A 16,558-nucleotide genomic window follows, 5' to 3' on the forward strand; every position below is an offset into this window, starting at 1 on the left:
AACAAAACTTTCACCAACCTTTTTCAGAATCGGTTTGATGCAAAAGGGCTGCTCGCACATCTGCAATTAAATACAGTGTACCAGACACTACCCCCAGATCCTCCGCTTCCGTCCGTGACTTCAATAGATCAAGTGCCTTCGCCCATTCAGGCTCGACGATGATTTCCAGCTCCGGCTTCCCAATGGCAGGACGTACTCGTTCGACAATCTGCAGCAGATCGGCTGCATCCATTTTGCGTCGGAAGTCTGGTTCGGTCAGGATCAGCGTATCCACTAGTGGCAGTATATGCTGCAAATACGCTTCGTGATGCTTATTCGCCAGCATACCCATCATCAAATTTAACTTGTTGTGGGGATATACGTCGATAATGCTCTTGGCTAGGGATTCGGCACCTTCCGGATTATGTGCTCCGTCCAGAACAATTCGGGGTTCGTCGATGACTTTCTCAAACCGTCCTGCCCAGAAGGCATGCTCCATTCCAAGTAGAATATCTTCTTCATCCAACATAAATGCCATGTACTGGCGTAGCAATTCAAGTACCATAAGCGCACCCGCTGCATTGTCGCATTGATGCACACCTTGCATACGAATACGTACGTCCAACTCACGGAAAGGTCCTGTAAAATGAATAGATTGACCCTTCTCGTCGCTATCCAGCCTATGATAAGTAAACTGTCTACCAGCCAAGTATACGGTTGATCGAAGTCGTTCTGCCGTCTCCTCAATCACCTTCACTGCTTCAGGTTGAGTTGCGAGAGTAACGACCGGCACACCCGGTTTAATGATCCCCGCCTTCTCGCTTGCAATCAATTCAATGGTATCCCCGAGTACATCTGTATGATCCATACCAATGTTAGTGATGATCGATACGACAGGTGTAACAATATTCGTTACGTCCATCCTTCCCCCCAGCCCAGTTTCCCATACTACAACATCGGGGTAACACTCTTCCGCGTAGTAAAGGAGGGCAAGTGCAGTCGACACCTCAAACATTGTAGGAGAACCAAGCTCGGTATCTGCCATATCATGTACCAAAGGATGTAATCGATTCGACAATTTCAACAACGTCTCTTCAGGAATATCTTCCCCGTTATACTGGAAACGGTTCGTAAACTTCGTGATATACGGGGATGTAAATGTGCCAACATCATATCCCGCCTGAAGAAGAACTGACGTCAAAAAAGCGCAAGTCGAACCTTTGCCGTTCGTTCCCGCGACATGAATAAATTTAAGACGTTGATGTGGATTACCGAGCCGGGACATCAATTCTATGATTCGTTCCAGTCCGGGTCTGATTCCAAAAGGAATAAGACCATTAATCCAGTCCACAGCCTCGTTATACGTTTGTAAAGGCGTATTTACACCTGTCTCATTAAGTTCAGTCATCTGCTTCACCTTCGGTCATGAGTTTGATTGAAAAAAGCGGCCGGATGGCGTCATTCATGTCCACCCGACCTAGATATTCTTAACCTTTCAGTTCCTTGATCCGAGCAATGACTTTATCCCGTTTATCGGAGTAATCCGCTTGTTTGGCACGCTCTTCTTCGATAACCTTGGCCGGAGCCTTAGCAACAAAGCCTTCGTTTGCCAGCTTTTTCTCTACGCGGAGTACTTCGCCTTCAAGGTTCTGTAACTCTTTCTCCAGGCGAGCCACTTCCTGCTCAATATCAATAAGTCCTGCCAGCGGCAAATACAGCTCAGCACCTGTAATGACAGCAGTCATTGCTTTATCCGGTGAATTGAGATCAAGCCCGCTGTCGAACTCGGACGTATTACAGAATCGTTGGATGTAATGGCTATTGCGCTCAATGATGCTATACGCCTCTGGGCTGTTCGCTTTCACCATCAACTCAATCTTCTTACTCATTGGCACGTTCACTTCAGCGCGAATGTTACGAACGGCACGAATTGTGTCCATCAACAGATTCATCTCTGCAACAGCTTCTGGGTTTTCCAAAGCTGGATCATATACCGGCCAAGAAGCCAGTGTGATGGTCTCGCCTTCATGCGGTAGATGCTGCCAAATTTCCTCGGAGATGTATGGCATAAACGGATGAATCAAGCGCATGGTCTGATCGAGCACATAAGCCAGTACGGACTGTGTCTTTTTCTTCGCCACAGGATCTTCGCCGTAGAATGACAGTTTGGCAAACTCAATATACCAGTCACAGAGATCATCCCAGATGAAGTTATACAGCAAACGGCCTGTTTCCCCAAATTCGTATGCTTCGATTAGACGCGTAATATCTCGGGAAGTTTCGTTCAGACGGTGCAAAATCCAATAGTCTGCTGTTCCAAGCTCTCCAGAGATGTCGCGATCTTCAAACGTAAAGCCTTCCAGATTCATCAGAGCGAAACGAGAAGCGTTCCAGATTTTGTTCGCAAAGTTACGCGCCTGCTCTACACGTTCCCAGCGGAAACGCAGATCCTGACCCGGTGTGCTGCTCGTTGAGATCATATAACGCATCGCATCCGCGCCATATTTCTCGATAACATCAAGTGGATCTACACCGTTGCCCAGTGATTTGGACATTTTGCGTCCATCTGCATCACGAACAAGACCGTGCATCAGAACATCCTTAAACGGAATTTCATCCGTGAATTCCAATGCTGTAAAGATCATACGTGATACCCAGAAGTAGATAATGTCATAACCCGTTACAAGTACACTTGTTGGGTAATAACGTTGCAGATCTTCTGTGTCTTCCGGCCATCCAAGTGTAGAGAACGGCCATAGAGCAGAACTGAACCATGTATCGAGTACATCCTCATCTTGTCTAAGTTTACGTCCAGCGTTTTCAGGCAAGGTTGTTGGATCTTCTGCAGATACGATGATTTCACCTGTCTCTTCGTCATACCATGCAGGGATACGATGTCCCCACCACAACTGACGGGAAATACACCAATCGCGAACATTTTCGATCCAGTTGAGATATGTTTTCTCAAAGCGGTCTGGGACGAAGTTTACGCCATCTCCACCTTTTTGCTTCTGAATGGCTCTTTCTGCAAGAGGTTTCATCTCTACGAACCATTGCGTGGACAAATATGGCTCAACTACAGCTCCAGTCCGTTCGCTATGTCCAACTTGGTGTGTATGATCCTCGATGTTAATCAGTACACCGAGTTCCTTCAGATCCGCTACAATCTGCTTACGGCAGTCGCTGCGATCCAGTCCTTGATATTTGCCAGCCTCTTCATTCATCGTACCGGTCTCATCCATTACCGTGATCTGCGGCAGATTATGACGCTGACCTACTTCAAAGTCATTCGGATCATGGGCAGGCGTAATTTTAACCGCACCACTCCCGAACTCTTTATCCACATAATCATCGGCAACAATCGGAATCTCGCGTCCGATAATAGGCAATACGAGCATTTTGCCAATCATATCTGCATAACGCTCATCCTTTGGATGGACAGCAACCGCTGTATCGCCAAGCATCGTTTCAGGACGTGTTGTAGCTACGGTAACGTAACCACTTCCGTCTTTGAGTGGATAACGCAGATGATACAAGTGACCCTGTACTTCTTTGTATTCAACTTCAATATCGGACAACGCTGTCCGGTTTACTGGATCCCAGTTGATAATACGTTTGCCTCTGTAAATGAGACCTTTCTCGTACAATTGAACAAAGACTTTGCGTACAGCTTGAGACAACCCTTCATCCAGCGTAAAACGCTCACGGGAATAATCGAGAGAAAGCCCCATTTTACCCCATTGCTGACGAATGGTTGTTGCATACTGATCTTTCCAGTCCCATACTTTATCCAAAAACTTCTCGCGTCCAAGGTCATAACGAGTTAGACCTTCTTCACGTAGCTTCTGCTCAACTTTGGTTTGTGTAGCAATACCTGCGTGGTCTGAACCCGGCAACCATAGCGCATCATACCCTTGCATCCGTTTGGTACGGATCAGAATATCCTGTAATGTAAAGTCAAGTGCGTGCCCAATGTGCAGCATTCCTGTTACGTTAGGTGGCGGGATTACAATTGTGAAAGGCTCAGCGTCCTTACGTTGTCCTGCCTTGAAATATCCACGCTCCGTCCAAAAGGAGTACCATTTCTGCTCGGCAGCTTTTGGATCGTAGGTTGTTGGCATTTCAGGTGTAGCTGAATTTTTTTGTTCAGACATGTGTCATTCCTCCGTTACTTAATCATCATCGCCAAAAAACAAAAAAACCTTTCATCCATCAAAGGACGAAAGGTTAGCTTTCGCGGTACCACCTTTGTTTCACGCAGACCAAAAAATACAGATCTCCCTTACGGGTACACGTGACACTTCAAGCAGATAACGGCTGCTACCGGCCTATCCTACCTCACAATGAAATCATCCATCAGATCATTCCGTGAATTCAAATAGGCAACTCCCGGGCGACTTCGAACAGTTGGTTCCTGCGGAATTTCTCAGCGATACAATCCCACTCTCTGAAAGGTCATCCTGTCTACTACTCCCGATCCAAGTTATTCTTCAAAAAACCTAAACACATCATACCCTGACCATGCGCGATAGTCAACCTGGTAACAGCGGAATAAGGCAACCCCATGCATACTTAGTCAATAAACTTAGCCACTAGGACGTCGTCAATGAAGCCCGCTTAAGAATACAAACGAGTATAACATTTCGCTTTTTCAAAAGAAGTCGCAAAAAACCCGCCATCCCTAGAGATAACGGGTGAAGTTCATACTTTAATTTCGGTTACGGTATATATAAGATCTGCCCTTCTTCAACAACCTGCTCGGATAAACGATTATAGAGCTGAAGCTCCCGGGTGCTTAACTGGTACCGATCTGCAATCGTATCCAGCGTCTCTTCTCGCTGAACAATGCATAATTTCACTTTACGGAAAGGGGTCTGTTCCACAATTGTACCAAGGAATAGATTCTTCCACTGCCCGTCATCAGACGAATAAGCCTCTACCGGCGCTGCATCTGTGGCCACGTCATCTTCACGATCTGCATCTGCCTCGCGTACGGCCCTGCCAGAGGATAACAAGGAGGAGATGCCCACTCCATTTTCCTCTCTTAGAGAGGATTCCTTTTTGCTACCAAAAGCCACTTTGAGCTCCGGCTTGTCTTCCGTCTCAGCTACAGGTTCAGGGATAAGCGCACTTTGTTGAGCAATTACTTCTGCATCCGAAGCCTCCTGTAAAGGCCGGTCTGCTCCTTCCGTTTCTAAATCAGAAGGGGCAAACACTTCCTGCCAGTTCTCCTGAGCTTCGGCAACTGGAGGATCCTCCTGTTCAGGAACCGATCGAGCAGATTCAAAATGCCACACATTAGGCGTCTCTTCTTGGGCTGTTGGCTGGTCTAATCCAGCATTCGTATGTAAGGTCTCCACAGAAGGCTCGGACCAAACAGACGATGGTTCTTCAGCCAGCGGCACTAAGGGCTCTGATTCAGGATAAGAGGCTAGGCGATCCGCAGTTTCAGCCAAAAAGGAAGATACAGATGATGGCGTGTCAGCGACCTCATTCTGAGCGGGTTCCTCTCCTTGGAAAATGAAAGAGGTATACGCCTCGTCCACAGCGTTAGGTCTGTACGCTTCGTCCTCGGCTTCCGGTTGCTCTGCATAGGTAGGTTCTGCGAAAGACTGGGATAATAGCTCTGGTTGCTCCGCATCTTCGCTGCGAATAGGCTCATCCGCTGCTTGCTGTGAACCATCCTCGAACTGACCATCCAATGCTGCATTTGCTGACTCGATAAGTCCTTCCTCTTCACTTCGCTGCAGCAAGTATTCTTGTGCAAAGGTGTTCAGGTTATTTTCCTGCTCTAATTCTGAATCTGTGGAACGCTGACCCTGCTGCTGATCTGGCGAATGTACGACCGTAAACTCATCGGCTGTCCATACTTGGGGTTCTTCGACTGGGAAACCTTCAATACCTCGAAGGGATAGAACTCCTGTAATATTCAGACTGCGATTCGATAACAAGTCGACATCAAAATTTTCGATTTCAATAGAAATGTCCTCAATGGATCTTACCCGATTCAAGGGTACCGTGATTTCAACAGGAATAAAATGCTTAAGCTCCTCTGAAGCTGTATCCTCGCCGCGGTACGTGCCTGTGAGTAGAAGATGACCTCTCAGTGTAGCATGATCATCTTGACCGATGACTTGAATGCGTGGGTATAACTCAATTTCCTCCAACTCTTCAATTGCAGGGACTCCCTCAGACAAATGAACGCGCTCATAAATATCGAACCGTAAACCATAAGGTTGATTCAACAAAGGTGGCGTCCTCCTTTCGGCATATGTTCACCATGATCCTTCTCATGGGACTGATCCATGGTCTAAATCCTTCGTTACCCAATCTATATGCCATGGATGAGATGAGCATGCCACCTTTGTTCAAACCTTCTGTATTTATTACCGATTAGAGGTTGTTCAAAAAGGGATGCCTGACGGCATCTCAGCATCGAAGATGGAATTCAGCCGAAATAAGTGGAGGCTTACGAAGCTTGTTTCCGTAGGAAACAATTTAGTTGCTCACGTAGCTCAATCTACGCTCCGCTACTCCATTTCTAACATCATTTCATCTTCTCGGTACTGAAAACCGACCTTTTGAACACGCATTATTTGCTTACACGATCGACCAGTTGTTTAAAATCATCGGGCCAAGGATCAGCGACCTCAATTACCGCTCCAGTCAGAGGGTGCTTGAACACTAATAGCTCTCCATGGAGAGCTTGACGTCCAATGCGATCCGGTGCACCCCCATACAATTCGTCTCCAATTAGAGCATGTCCCGCATAACCCATATGAACCCGAATCTGATGTGTGCGCCCAGTATCTAGCGTCAGTCGAACTAAAGTCGCTCTCGGAAAGACTTCTACAAGCTGAATATGAGTGATCGCCTCCTGTCCATTCGGAGAGACACGTCTACGTTGCTTATGATGTCTGTCCTTGCCAATGGGCGCATTAATCAGCTGTAACGTCTGGGGTACCTGTCCCCCAGCAATCGCCACGTAATGGCGTCCAATCTCTTTATTGCGCATCGCTTCATCCAGTTTGGCGAGGGCAAAAGCATTTTTGGCATATAACACAGGGCCCGTTGTATCTTCATCTAATCGGTGCACATGACGTACACTAGTCTGAATGCCGTTCATCTCATAATACGAAGCAACCGCATGATCCAGTGTAACTGCAGTGTCTGCTCGGCTCCCATCCGGGTGCAGCTTCATTCCGGCAGGTTTGTGTACAACCAAACAGAAGTCATCCTCATATAACACATCAATCTCCGCCCAGCGTGGTTCAACATCAATGGGGCGAGATGCAAAAAGGGCCAGCCGAAGCCGGTCCCCTGCAAGTTGTATGCCCTGATTCGCTTGTAACTGACGAAGCATTTTCTCAGGGAGCTGTAGTTCAGATTGCAGCCATTGCTCTACGGCCATCTGCTTGTCCGAACTACCCGTCACCACTTTACCCGGCATCAGTTCAAGCCAATCCCCGCGGCGTTTCCAGCTTTTGATGCTCATAAGGATAAGAGTGCTTTACGGTTAGCTTCGATCGTATCGTCGATGTCTTGCTCTGTATGCACACCAGAGACGAACATTCCTTCATACTGAGATGGAGCTACACTCACACCCTGATCAACCATTGCGGCAAAGTAACGACGGAACTGATCCAGATTGCTTTCTTTAGCGATATCATAATTGGTTACTGGTACACTACTGAAGAATGGGCATACCATCGAACCAACCCGGTTAATCGTTACTGCCACACCTGCTTCTGCTGCATTCTTCTCGAATCCAGCCTGCAAACGAGCGGATAGCAGTTCCAAACGATCATAGACTTCCGGTGTGAGCAGCTTGAGAGTCGTATATCCTGCCGCCATTGCGAGCGGATTACCGCTAAGTGTACCTGCTTGATAGATCGGTCCTGATGGTGCCATTTGCTCCATTAGATCACGTCGGCCGCCATATGCACCTACAGGTAGTCCCCCACCAATGACTTTACCAAGACATGTTAGATCTGGTGTCACACCATAACGCCCCTGTGCACAATTCAGACCCACACGGAATCCCGTCATAACTTCATCAAAAATAAGCAAGCTGCCATACTGCGTTGTTAAGCTGCGTAGTCCTTCAAGAAAACCTGGAGCCGGAGGAACAACGCCCATATTACCTGCAACTGGCTCCACGATTACAGCTGCCAGCTCTTCACCGAAGCGTTCAAAAGCAAGACTCACCGATTCCAGATCATTGTAAGGAACTGTAATCGTATTTGTTGCCACACCTTCAGGTACACCCGGACTGTCTGGAAGACCCAGTGTTGCAACACCCGAGCCTGCTTTGATGAGCAAGCTGTCTGCATGTCCATGGTAAGAGCCTTCAAATTTCAAAATTTTGCTACGTCCCGTTACACCACGAGCTAATCGAATGGCACTCATCGTTGCTTCCGTACCCGAATTTACCATCCGCACAATATCAATCGATGGTACGCGTTCACATACGAGCTTAGCCATCTCTGTCTCAAGCAACGTTGGTGCACCAAAACTTGTTCCTTTTAGCGCTGTTTCTCGGAGAGCCTCTACAACGTCAGGATGTGCATGTCCCATAATTAGTGGGCCCCAAGAACCTACATAATCAATAAACACATTGCCATCAATATCGTAAATCTTAGAACCTTCGCCGCGTTCTGCATAAATAGGTGTAAGTCCTACCGATTTGAATGCTCGAACCGGACTATTCACCCCTCCCGGTATGTACTGCTTCGCTTCTTCAAATGCGCTGCGTGAGCGCTCATCATTTCGACGATGTCCTTGTTGTTGTGCAGTCATGAATATCCTCCTTAATGATAAGACCTCCATCCGTTCCGTTCTCTTTCCTATAAATATCAGATCACAGATTAGATAGAGGTCTTCCATCCTATAATTTATAAATTAGATACATCTTCGTTTCATATCCTGTATATCCTGTATTCAAAAGAACGTCATGATTTCTCTGCCAGCCAGCGAGAAGCATCTTTTCCGTAGTAGGTAATAATCATATCTGCTCCTGCACGCTTCATACTAAGCAGGATCTCCATCGCAACCTTTTTCTCATCAATCCACCCTTGGATAGCTGCTGCTTTCACCATAGCGTACTCCCCACTTACGTTATAAGCTACAAGAGGCAGATCGAACTGATCTCTAATCGTACGCAAGACGTCCAAATAAGAAAGTGATGGTTTCACCATAAGCATGTCCGCACCCTCAAACACATCCGTTTCAGCTTCACGCAGAGCCTCACGCGCATTGGCCGGATCCATCTGATATGATTTACGATCCCCAAACTGCGGTGTAGAGTCAGCTGCTTCGCGGAAAGGGCCATAGAATGCCGAAGCGTATTTTACAGAGTAGGACATGATGGGGATATGGCTAAAGCCATTCTCATCGAGTCCAGCTCGAATGGCTTGTACAAATCCATCCATCATGTTGGAGGGAGCAATAATGTCTGCTCCTGCTTTAGCCTGGGATACTGCTGTCTTCACCAATAGCTCCAATGACTCATCATTTAGAACATCACCACAAGTATGACCATCCACCTCAAAAGTGTGCACCATACCGCAATGTCCGTGATCTGTGAATTCACACAGGCAGGTATCTGCGATAACGAGCAGCTCTGGATACCAGGATTTGATCAATCTCGTAGCTTCCTGCACAATACCATCTTCGGCAAAACCAGACGAACCAACACTATCTTTCGTCTCTGGAATACCAAACAACAGCACAGCTGGAATACCGAGCTCTGCAATTTCGGTCACTTCTTCTTGAAGACGATCTAACGAGAAGCGGAATACACCTGGCATTGATTTTATTTCAGATTTCACATTCTCTCCATACGTCACATAGATCGGCTGAATAAAATCATCCACACTCAGCTGATTCTCTCTGACCATGTTACGGATCCCTACAGATTGACGCAAACGACGATGTCGTACAATTGGAAAACTCATTTGTTGAAACCTCCTTCAAAAGTTAAATCGAGCAAAAAGGGAAGCGCGCTGGTTCTTAACGAATTCAGCACGCTTCAGTCATCCAAATTTATGCAAACGTTACGTGAAATCGCACTGTATATTCACTTGCGATTCTGAAGTATGAATCAGAGTGAGGAAGATTCGACCGTCGTCGGTGTCCGCTTCCAATCACACAATACGGAGATCATACTCTCGATTGTTGCCTCTTCCGCCATCAAGGTGACTTTCAACCCAGCAGCCTCTGCCGTCTTCGCCGTGACCGGCCCGATGCAAGCAATCTCCACATTTTTCAATAAAGGCAGTGGATCTTGGATCCCCATGCGCTTTAGAATATTCATAAAGTTCGTAACCGTTGATGAGCTTGTGAATGTTACGGCGTGAATACCGCCCTCTTCTAACAGCTTCAGTAGCTCATCGTCATCCTCGCCAGCAAGGATTGTATCGTAGATAATCGCTTCCGTGACGTGAAGCCCTCGCTCCTTCAGCTGCTCTGGCAACCAAGAGCGCGCAAGGTCACCATGAGGAAGCAACACACGCTGCCCCTCTTTCAGCTCGCTTTCAAATGCTTCAAGCATACCTTCCGCTTGGAAAGGACCTTTGATCATTTCGGCTACAATGCCATGTTTGCGCAGAGCTTCTGCGGTAGAAGGACCTACGGCTGCAATTCGGGCACGATGGATGGAGCGAATATCTTTGCCTTCTTGCTCCAAATGACGGAAGAAAAACTCAACGCCATTCACACTCGTGAAAAATACCCAATCAAATGTATTTAACGCATCAAAGGCTTGTTTGACACTTTGCTTGGAGGACTCGCTTGTTGGCATAATCGTCTCAATGACTGGGAATTCGTAAGGTTCGCCGCCAAGCTCCTCAATCCGATCTACTAATTCGCTGGCCTGACTACGAGCCCTCGTCACCAAGATACGTTTACCAAACAACGGAAGCGCCTCTGCCCACTTCAATTGTTCCCGTTGGTTCACCACGTCACCAACCACAATGACAGCAGGAGGCTGAAAATTGGCTGCCAGCACTTTGGCTTCTATATTTTCAAGTGTACCCGTAATTGTATCCTGCTCCGCTCTTGTTCCCCAGCGGACTAATGCTACTGGCGTCTGAGCTGGTCGGCCATGACGAATCAACTGCTCACTAATATAACCAATTTTGGCGACACCCATCATAAATACAAGTGTACCCGTAGCATTCGTTACTTTATCCCAATGGATGCTGCGATCCAGCTTGTCCGGGCTCTCATGTCCTGTAATAATAGAAATTGACGAAGCATAGTCACGGTGGGTCACTGGAATTCCGGCATAAGCAGGCACACTTATCGCTGCTGTCACACCTGGTACGATCTCAAAAGGAATACCGTTCTTACGTAACAAATCCGCCTCTTCGCCAACGCGTCCAAATATGGTTGGATCCCCACCCTTGAGTCTGACAACTACTTTTCCTTCTAGAGCTAGATCCACCAACAACTGATTGATCTCTTCCTGTTTCATTGTATGTCGGTCAGGTCGCTTGCCCACATAGATCTTAACAGCCCCTGGCTTCATTTGCTTCAACAGCCTTGGACTAGCCAAGCGATCATATACCACCGCGTCTGCCTTGCCGATTGACTCCCATCCCTTTACGGTAATCAGCTTAGCATCTCCCGGGCCTGCTCCTACCAAAAAGACCTTTCCCACCATGTCTTCATCCCCTAACTTCTGCCAGTATCTGCTCTGCTCCCCGTTCAATTAGCCTCCACGCGACTTCTTCTCCTAGACGAACCGGATCTTTACCGGTCAGAGCTTCTTTAAGGATCAGTCCGCCATCAGGCGTACCGACCATACCTGTTAATTGTAACTTGTTTTGTCCATTCGGGGAATCCGTATCTTCCTGCGGCACCCATACGGCATGCGCTCCAATCGGAACCTGACAACCGCCATTCAAGACGCTTAGGAAACGACGCTCCGCCAGAACAGGCCCCGCCGTTTCTGGATCATTATACAGTTGTAATAAATGCAACAGCTCTGCATCATCTTCACGGCATTCGATGCCAAGTGCACCTTGACCTACAGCAGGTAGACAAGCCGTCTCGGACAGATACTCTGTAATGCGATCCTCCCAGCCCATACGATATAGCCCAGCAGCAGCCAATATAATAGCATCCAAACCTTCCGTCTCCAGTTTACGTAGACGAGAATCGATGTTACCGCGCAAGGACTCCAGTTGAAGGTCGGGACGATAAGCTTTCAACTGGCTGGAACGACGCAAGCTGCTTGTTCCGACTCTAGCCCCCTCTGGCAATTGATCCAGTGTGAGACCTCCATTCGAGATCAAGGCATCGCGCGGATCAGCACGACGAGGCACCGCTCCGTTGATCAATCCCTCGGGTAATTCGGACGGCATGTCCTTCATGCTGTGTACAGCCATATCAATTTTGTGATCTAACATGGCCTGCTCAATTTCTTTTACAAACAGCCCTTTGCCTCCCACTTTGGACAGCGTCACATCGAGGATCAGATCTCCCTTTGTCACGATCTTATGTACTTCAAAATCAAAAGCTAATCCTTCCCGCTCACAAATCTGGCGTAAATCGTTAATAACATGACCTGTCTGGGTTAAAGCAAGAGCGCTCTGTCTACTACCAACTTTAATTGTACGCATGTCTATATTTCCTCCTGATTGCGGGATATCCATTCCCCGATTTGTTCTTCTGTCCACCATCGAAATTGTCCACTGCGAATGTCTTCAAGTACGTTCATTTCCGTCAATTGACGAAGTAAAATGCTGCGCTGATGTGAGGAAGAGACACGAGCCTTCACTTGGCCTCTCATCTGATGCAAGAATTCAATATAAGTTTCGTATTCATCTCCGAATTGCTCTTCCAGTACAGCACGTATCTCAGCAGCAGCCGCTGGTCCTGCACCAGCCGTTGAGATGGCAATGCTCAATCTTCCCCGTCTCACGACACTGGGAGTAATAAATGTGCTGTTGTATGAGGAAATGGCATCATTCACCAGTATGCCCTCATTCATCGCCTCTTGGACTACAGCCGTGTTAACTTCAACCTGGTTCGTCGCCGCATATACGAGAAAGGCCCCCCGCAAATCACCTTTGCGGTAGGACCGGTCTATCCACTCCAATCGGGAATCTTGATGCAGTTGTTTCAGCTCGGCTGTGATGTCCGGACTTATCACTTTGATATGCGCCTCCGCATGGAGCAGACCTTTAATTTTACGTGCAGCGACACGGCCGCCGCCAATGATACAACACATTTTGCCTGAAGTATTCACATATATCGGGGTGTACCGATCCATAGGATTCACTCTCCCGTCCAACGATGAAACGCTGAATACGCATTGGATAAAAAACTGATAATGACTAAGGCATAACCAATCAATGTCCATCTCGCCATAATGATCATGGAAAATTGTTTACGTTGCTTCGCAACAAAGTATCCTACATATATCGCTATCGCCAGAAATGTCGCAATCACTTTAAGATCCAAAAGTAAACTCCAACGTGTCTCCGCAACAATTGATAATACCGCCAACATCACCGAAACACCTAACAGTGGGGTTCCAATTAACGTTGCTCCGTCCATATATTTGCCGATCACTTCAAGACTAGGCATACGCCGTACGGTATCATTCCATTTCTTGTTCTTCAGCTTACGATGCAAAAACAGATATAACAGAGCAAATACCGTTCCTACCGTCAGAGCAGCAAAGCCTAGATTCGCTAGTGTAATATGCATAATCAGCAACCCATGCACGGTCTGCCAATTGTGCAAAGAAATCTCTCCGGCTGTAAACCACAACCGGTTTAGCACGGTAACCGAGAATCCTACAACATTCAGTAGCAAAATGGCGAACTCCGAACGCTGTACACGCGTCATCACTAATGACATCAGTACAATGCTGAATGAAAATAAAAATAAAAAGTCAAACGTTGTATAGATCGGAAAATGTCCTTCTTCCCACATTCGCATAATTACATGCGCGATCTGCAGCAGAAGTACAACTACAAGAAACCCTGTGCCCGTTCGCTTCGCCCCCGCATTGCGTCGAATGCAGTCCGAGAAATAGAACAGAAGGCTCAGGGCATACAAGTAAATTAGAGCTTCGTAAATTTGTTCAGCGAGGGTCAAGCTGCCCACCCGCCTTATACGCCTGCCGGGACATAAGCCGGCATAGCATCTTGCCGGTTGTCGTTAAGATGAACAGCGGCTGGTTTGCGTAAAGCCGAGGCGTCGCTTTGATTTACTTTCTCCGCGGCCGTCTCCACTGCATCCTCCAAGGCAAAAATTTGAGTGAACATGTTCAAAGCTTCATCACCATGCTTCGTACCGGCCATTTCCTTGATTCGATTAATCGGATCAGTCGTCATTTGATTGACGATGCTTTTGGTCAGGCGACGGATTACTTTGCGTTGATGTTCATCAAGCTCTGGCAACTTGTTGAACAAACTTTCCATTGTCTCTTCATGAATCGATGCACCCTTCTCCTGCAAAGCACGGATGACAGGGCGAACACCTAATGTTTTGAGCCAGTGATAGTAGTCTTCCATCTCCAGTTCAATCATTTTCTCAATCTTGGCCGCTTCGACTTTACGCATCTCCAGGTTGCTCTCCACGATTCCCTCTAGATCATCAATATCATAGAGGAATACATTAGAGATCTCACCAATTGCCGGATCAATATCACGCGGAACTGCAATATCAATCAAGAACAGTGGGCGCGACTGCCGACGCTTCATGCTATCGCGAACAACGGAGGCATCCAATACATATCGATCAGCCCCAGTGGAACTAATAACAATATCCACTTCATTCAATCTCTCTAGTGCTCTTTCCATCGTGCACGGCGTTCCTCGAAACTTCGCTGCAAGTTCCTCTGCCCGTGCAAGTGTACGGTTAGCAACGATTACTTCGGAAGCACCATTGGCGTACAGATGTTTGACGGTCAGTTCACTCATCTTACCAGCTCCCAGAATGAGAACCTTCTTATCCGTGAACATCCCAAAAATCCGCTTGCCTAGCTCTACTGCTGCATAACTGACAGACACCGCACTCTCGCCAATCGACGTCTCTGAATGCGCTCGTTTACCTAAGGTAACCGCCTGTTTGAACAGCATATTAAACCAAGTTCCAGTCGCTTTCTCTTGCTGTGCAGTGAGAAAAGCCTGTTTCACCTGTCCGAGAATCTGCGTTTCTCCAATGACCATCGAATCCAATCCGCAAATCACCCGGAACAAATGACGGATCGCTGTATCATCTTCATATATATATAAGTGTTGCGTAAATTCTTCTCGCGGAACATTAAACCATTGTTCCATAAACGTACGAATGAAATAACCACACATGTGCAGACGGTCTACCACAACATACAATTCTGTACGGTTGCATGTGGCCACGATTACACCTTCCAATACACTCTTGGTCAGCTTGAGCTGCTGCAGCGCTTCGGACAAATCCTTTTCTGCAAATGTGAATCGTTCCCTAATCTCTACAGGCGCCGTGCGATAATTCAAACCAACAACAACGATGTGCATTGCAAGTTCACCTGCCTAATAAATTTCCAATCAAAGTGTTTTCTACATATATACATCCATCTATAACGGACATGGTTAATTATATCACACATCATGTCCAGGGCCGGGGGATTTTTATGAAATGTTTATGAAATTCACATGTAAATCATCTTATGCATTGTCATATATTGTAGTGTCTCACCAATCTTCGCCGTTATGCGTTACGATTCTATTTCGTAGATTTCCATATTATAATCCGTTACTAAAACAAATAGCCATGGAATAATTCCATGACTATCTAGACTAAGATTGATACGCGGTTGTGCTTACCATCAACACACCCGGCCAATCTCTATGTTCTATTAGTTAACTGTAAATGCAGTTCGCTTCATCCATGTTGCCGAGAAGGTATGATCGCCCGTCACCCATTAAGCTTCGTTGTTCTCTTCGAGTTCAGGATCCACAGGTGCATACTTGCCTACAGCCGCATGACGAGAGATGATCTCCCATAATTCGTCTTTGCCTATTCCTTCTTCTGATGAAAATGCTACAAAGAGATCCCCCGAACGAAGACCCAGTCCTTCTTTGATGATCTTAATATGTTTTGGTCGACGTGTTTTTGGAATCTTATCCAGCTTGGTTGCCACAACAACAAGAGGAAGTCCATGATGGCGCAGCCACTCGTTCATCATCTTGTCATCCTTGGAAGGCTCATGACGGATATCAACCATCTGCATAACAAGCTTCAATTCCTTACGCTGCAGCAGATACTTCTCCATCATTTTACCCCAGGCAAAACGTTGCTCTTTGGATACCTTAGCATACCCGTAACCTGGGAAATCGACGAAGTAGAGATCCTGATTAATTTTATAGTAGTTGAGTTGCTGCGTCTTACCCGGCGTAGAACTTGTCCGCGCCAAATTTTTACGACTGATCAAACGGTTGATAAGGGATGACTTCCCCACATTGGAACGTCCCGCCAGAGCAATCTCTGGCAAACCGTCATCTGGGTATTGTTCAGGCCGAACGGCACTGATTATAAATTCGGATTGGTTTACTTTCATGATATATCTTTCCTCTCTTGA

General features: G+C 46.9%; 12 protein-coding genes and 1 other annotated feature. All 12 genes read right to left on the reverse strand.

Annotation, left to right across the window (positions count from 1 at the left end; genetic code table 11):
* Nucleotides 1-10: 10 nt before the first annotated feature.
* The 12 genes from V6W81_RS22870 to yihA all read right to left on the reverse strand — a co-directional run bounded on the left by V6W81_RS22870 (nt 11) and on the right by yihA (nt 16,537).
* Nucleotides 11-1,387, reverse strand: a complete 1,377-nt coding sequence (locus V6W81_RS22870; RefSeq protein ID WP_338540472.1) for a bifunctional folylpolyglutamate synthase/dihydrofolate synthase — start codon at nt 1,385-1,387, stop codon at nt 11-13.
* A 79-nt stretch (nt 1,388-1,466) separates the two neighbouring features.
* On the reverse strand, nt 1,467-4,133 hold the full coding sequence (locus V6W81_RS22875; protein ID WP_338540473.1) for a valine--tRNA ligase: 2,667 nt from the start codon (nt 4,131-4,133) through the stop codon (nt 1,467-1,469).
* A gap of 58 nt (nt 4,134-4,191) precedes the next feature.
* Nucleotides 4,192-4,469: a binding site (T-box leader), on the reverse strand.
* Between the two features lie 228 nt (nt 4,470-4,697).
* Entirely contained in the window at nt 4,698-6,227 is a 1,530-nt protein-coding gene (locus tag V6W81_RS22880; RefSeq protein ID WP_338540474.1) for a LysM peptidoglycan-binding domain-containing protein, read from the reverse strand.
* 344 nt (nt 6,228-6,571) lie between these two features.
* The gene (locus V6W81_RS22885) at nt 6,572-7,474 is read right to left on the reverse strand and encodes an RluA family pseudouridine synthase (protein WP_338540475.1); all 903 of its coding nucleotides are present in this window, start codon (nt 7,472-7,474) and stop codon (nt 6,572-6,574) included.
* Nucleotides 7,471-8,778, reverse strand: coding sequence for a glutamate-1-semialdehyde 2,1-aminomutase (gene hemL, locus V6W81_RS22890; protein ID WP_338540476.1), 1,308 nt, complete (start codon nt 8,776-8,778; stop codon nt 7,471-7,473). Before hemL ends, V6W81_RS22885 begins: the two co-directional genes overlap by 4 nt.
* A 152-nt stretch (nt 8,779-8,930) precedes the next feature.
* Nucleotides 8,931-9,935, reverse strand: coding sequence for a porphobilinogen synthase (hemB, locus tag V6W81_RS22895; RefSeq protein ID WP_338540477.1), 1,005 nt, complete (start codon nt 9,933-9,935; stop codon nt 8,931-8,933).
* Nucleotides 9,936-10,081: 146 nt separating this feature from the next.
* Complete coding sequence (gene cobA / locus V6W81_RS22900) at nt 10,082-11,644, reverse strand: uroporphyrinogen-III C-methyltransferase (protein ID WP_338540478.1); 1,563 nt, start codon at nt 11,642-11,644, stop codon at nt 10,082-10,084.
* A 4-nt stretch (nt 11,645-11,648) separates the two neighbouring features.
* The gene (gene hemC, locus V6W81_RS22905) at nt 11,649-12,605 is read right to left on the reverse strand and encodes a hydroxymethylbilane synthase (protein ID WP_145049899.1); all 957 of its coding nucleotides are present in this window, start codon (nt 12,603-12,605) and stop codon (nt 11,649-11,651) included.
* A 2-nt stretch (nt 12,606-12,607) separates the two neighbouring features.
* Complete coding sequence (locus tag V6W81_RS22910) at nt 12,608-13,258, reverse strand: precorrin-2 dehydrogenase/sirohydrochlorin ferrochelatase family protein (protein WP_338540479.1); 651 nt, start codon at nt 13,256-13,258, stop codon at nt 12,608-12,610.
* A gap of 5 nt (nt 13,259-13,263) precedes the next feature.
* A complete protein-coding gene (gene ccsA / locus V6W81_RS22915) occupies nt 13,264-14,091 on the reverse strand; it encodes a cytochrome c biogenesis protein CcsA (protein WP_056698020.1) in 828 nt (275 codons plus the stop codon).
* 14 nt (nt 14,092-14,105) lie between these two features.
* Nucleotides 14,106-15,494 carry a glutamyl-tRNA reductase gene (hemA, locus tag V6W81_RS22920; RefSeq protein WP_056698023.1) on the reverse strand — a complete coding sequence of 463 codons (1,389 nt, stop codon included), beginning with the start codon at nt 15,492-15,494 and terminating at the stop codon, nt 14,106-14,108.
* 407 nt (nt 15,495-15,901) lie between these two features.
* Nucleotides 15,902-16,537, reverse strand: coding sequence for a ribosome biogenesis GTP-binding protein YihA/YsxC (gene yihA / locus V6W81_RS22925; RefSeq protein ID WP_145049895.1), 636 nt, complete (start codon nt 16,535-16,537; stop codon nt 15,902-15,904).
* Nucleotides 16,538-16,558: the final 21 nt, after the last annotated feature.

It is taken from the genome of Paenibacillus tundrae (genome assembly GCF_036884255.1).
Classification (GTDB): Bacteria; Bacillota; Bacilli; order Paenibacillales; family Paenibacillaceae; genus Paenibacillus.

Excerpts from the sequence above, each read along its gene's own strand:
- V6W81_RS22870 (WP_338540472.1), bottom strand. The coding sequence starts at position 1,387 with ATGACTGAACTTAATGAGACAGGTGTAAATACGCCTTTACAAACGTAT.
- V6W81_RS22875 (WP_338540473.1), bottom strand. The coding sequence starts at position 4,133 with ATGTCTGAACAAAAAAATTCAGCTACACCTGAAATGCCAACAACCTAC.
- V6W81_RS22885 (WP_338540475.1), bottom strand. The coding sequence starts at position 7,474 with ATGAGCATCAAAAGCTGGAAACGCCGCGGGGATTGGCTTGAACTGATG.
- hemL (WP_338540476.1), bottom strand. The coding sequence starts at position 8,778 with ATGACTGCACAACAACAAGGACATCGTCGAAATGATGAGCGCTCACGC.
- hemB (WP_338540477.1), bottom strand. The coding sequence starts at position 9,935 with ATGAGTTTTCCAATTGTACGACATCGTCGTTTGCGTCAATCTGTAGGG.
- cobA (WP_338540478.1), bottom strand. The coding sequence starts at position 11,644 with ATGGTGGGAAAGGTCTTTTTGGTAGGAGCAGGCCCGGGAGATGCTAAG.
- hemC (WP_145049899.1), bottom strand. The coding sequence starts at position 12,605 with ATGCGTACAATTAAAGTTGGTAGTAGACAGAGCGCTCTTGCTTTAACC.
- V6W81_RS22910 (WP_338540479.1), bottom strand. The coding sequence starts at position 13,258 with ATGGATCGGTACACCCCGATATATGTGAATACTTCAGGCAAAATGTGT.
- hemA (WP_056698023.1), bottom strand. The coding sequence starts at position 15,494 with ATGCACATCGTTGTTGTTGGTTTGAATTATCGCACGGCGCCTGTAGAG.
- yihA (WP_145049895.1), bottom strand. The coding sequence starts at position 16,537 with ATGAAAGTAAACCAATCCGAATTTATAATCAGTGCCGTTCGGCCTGAA.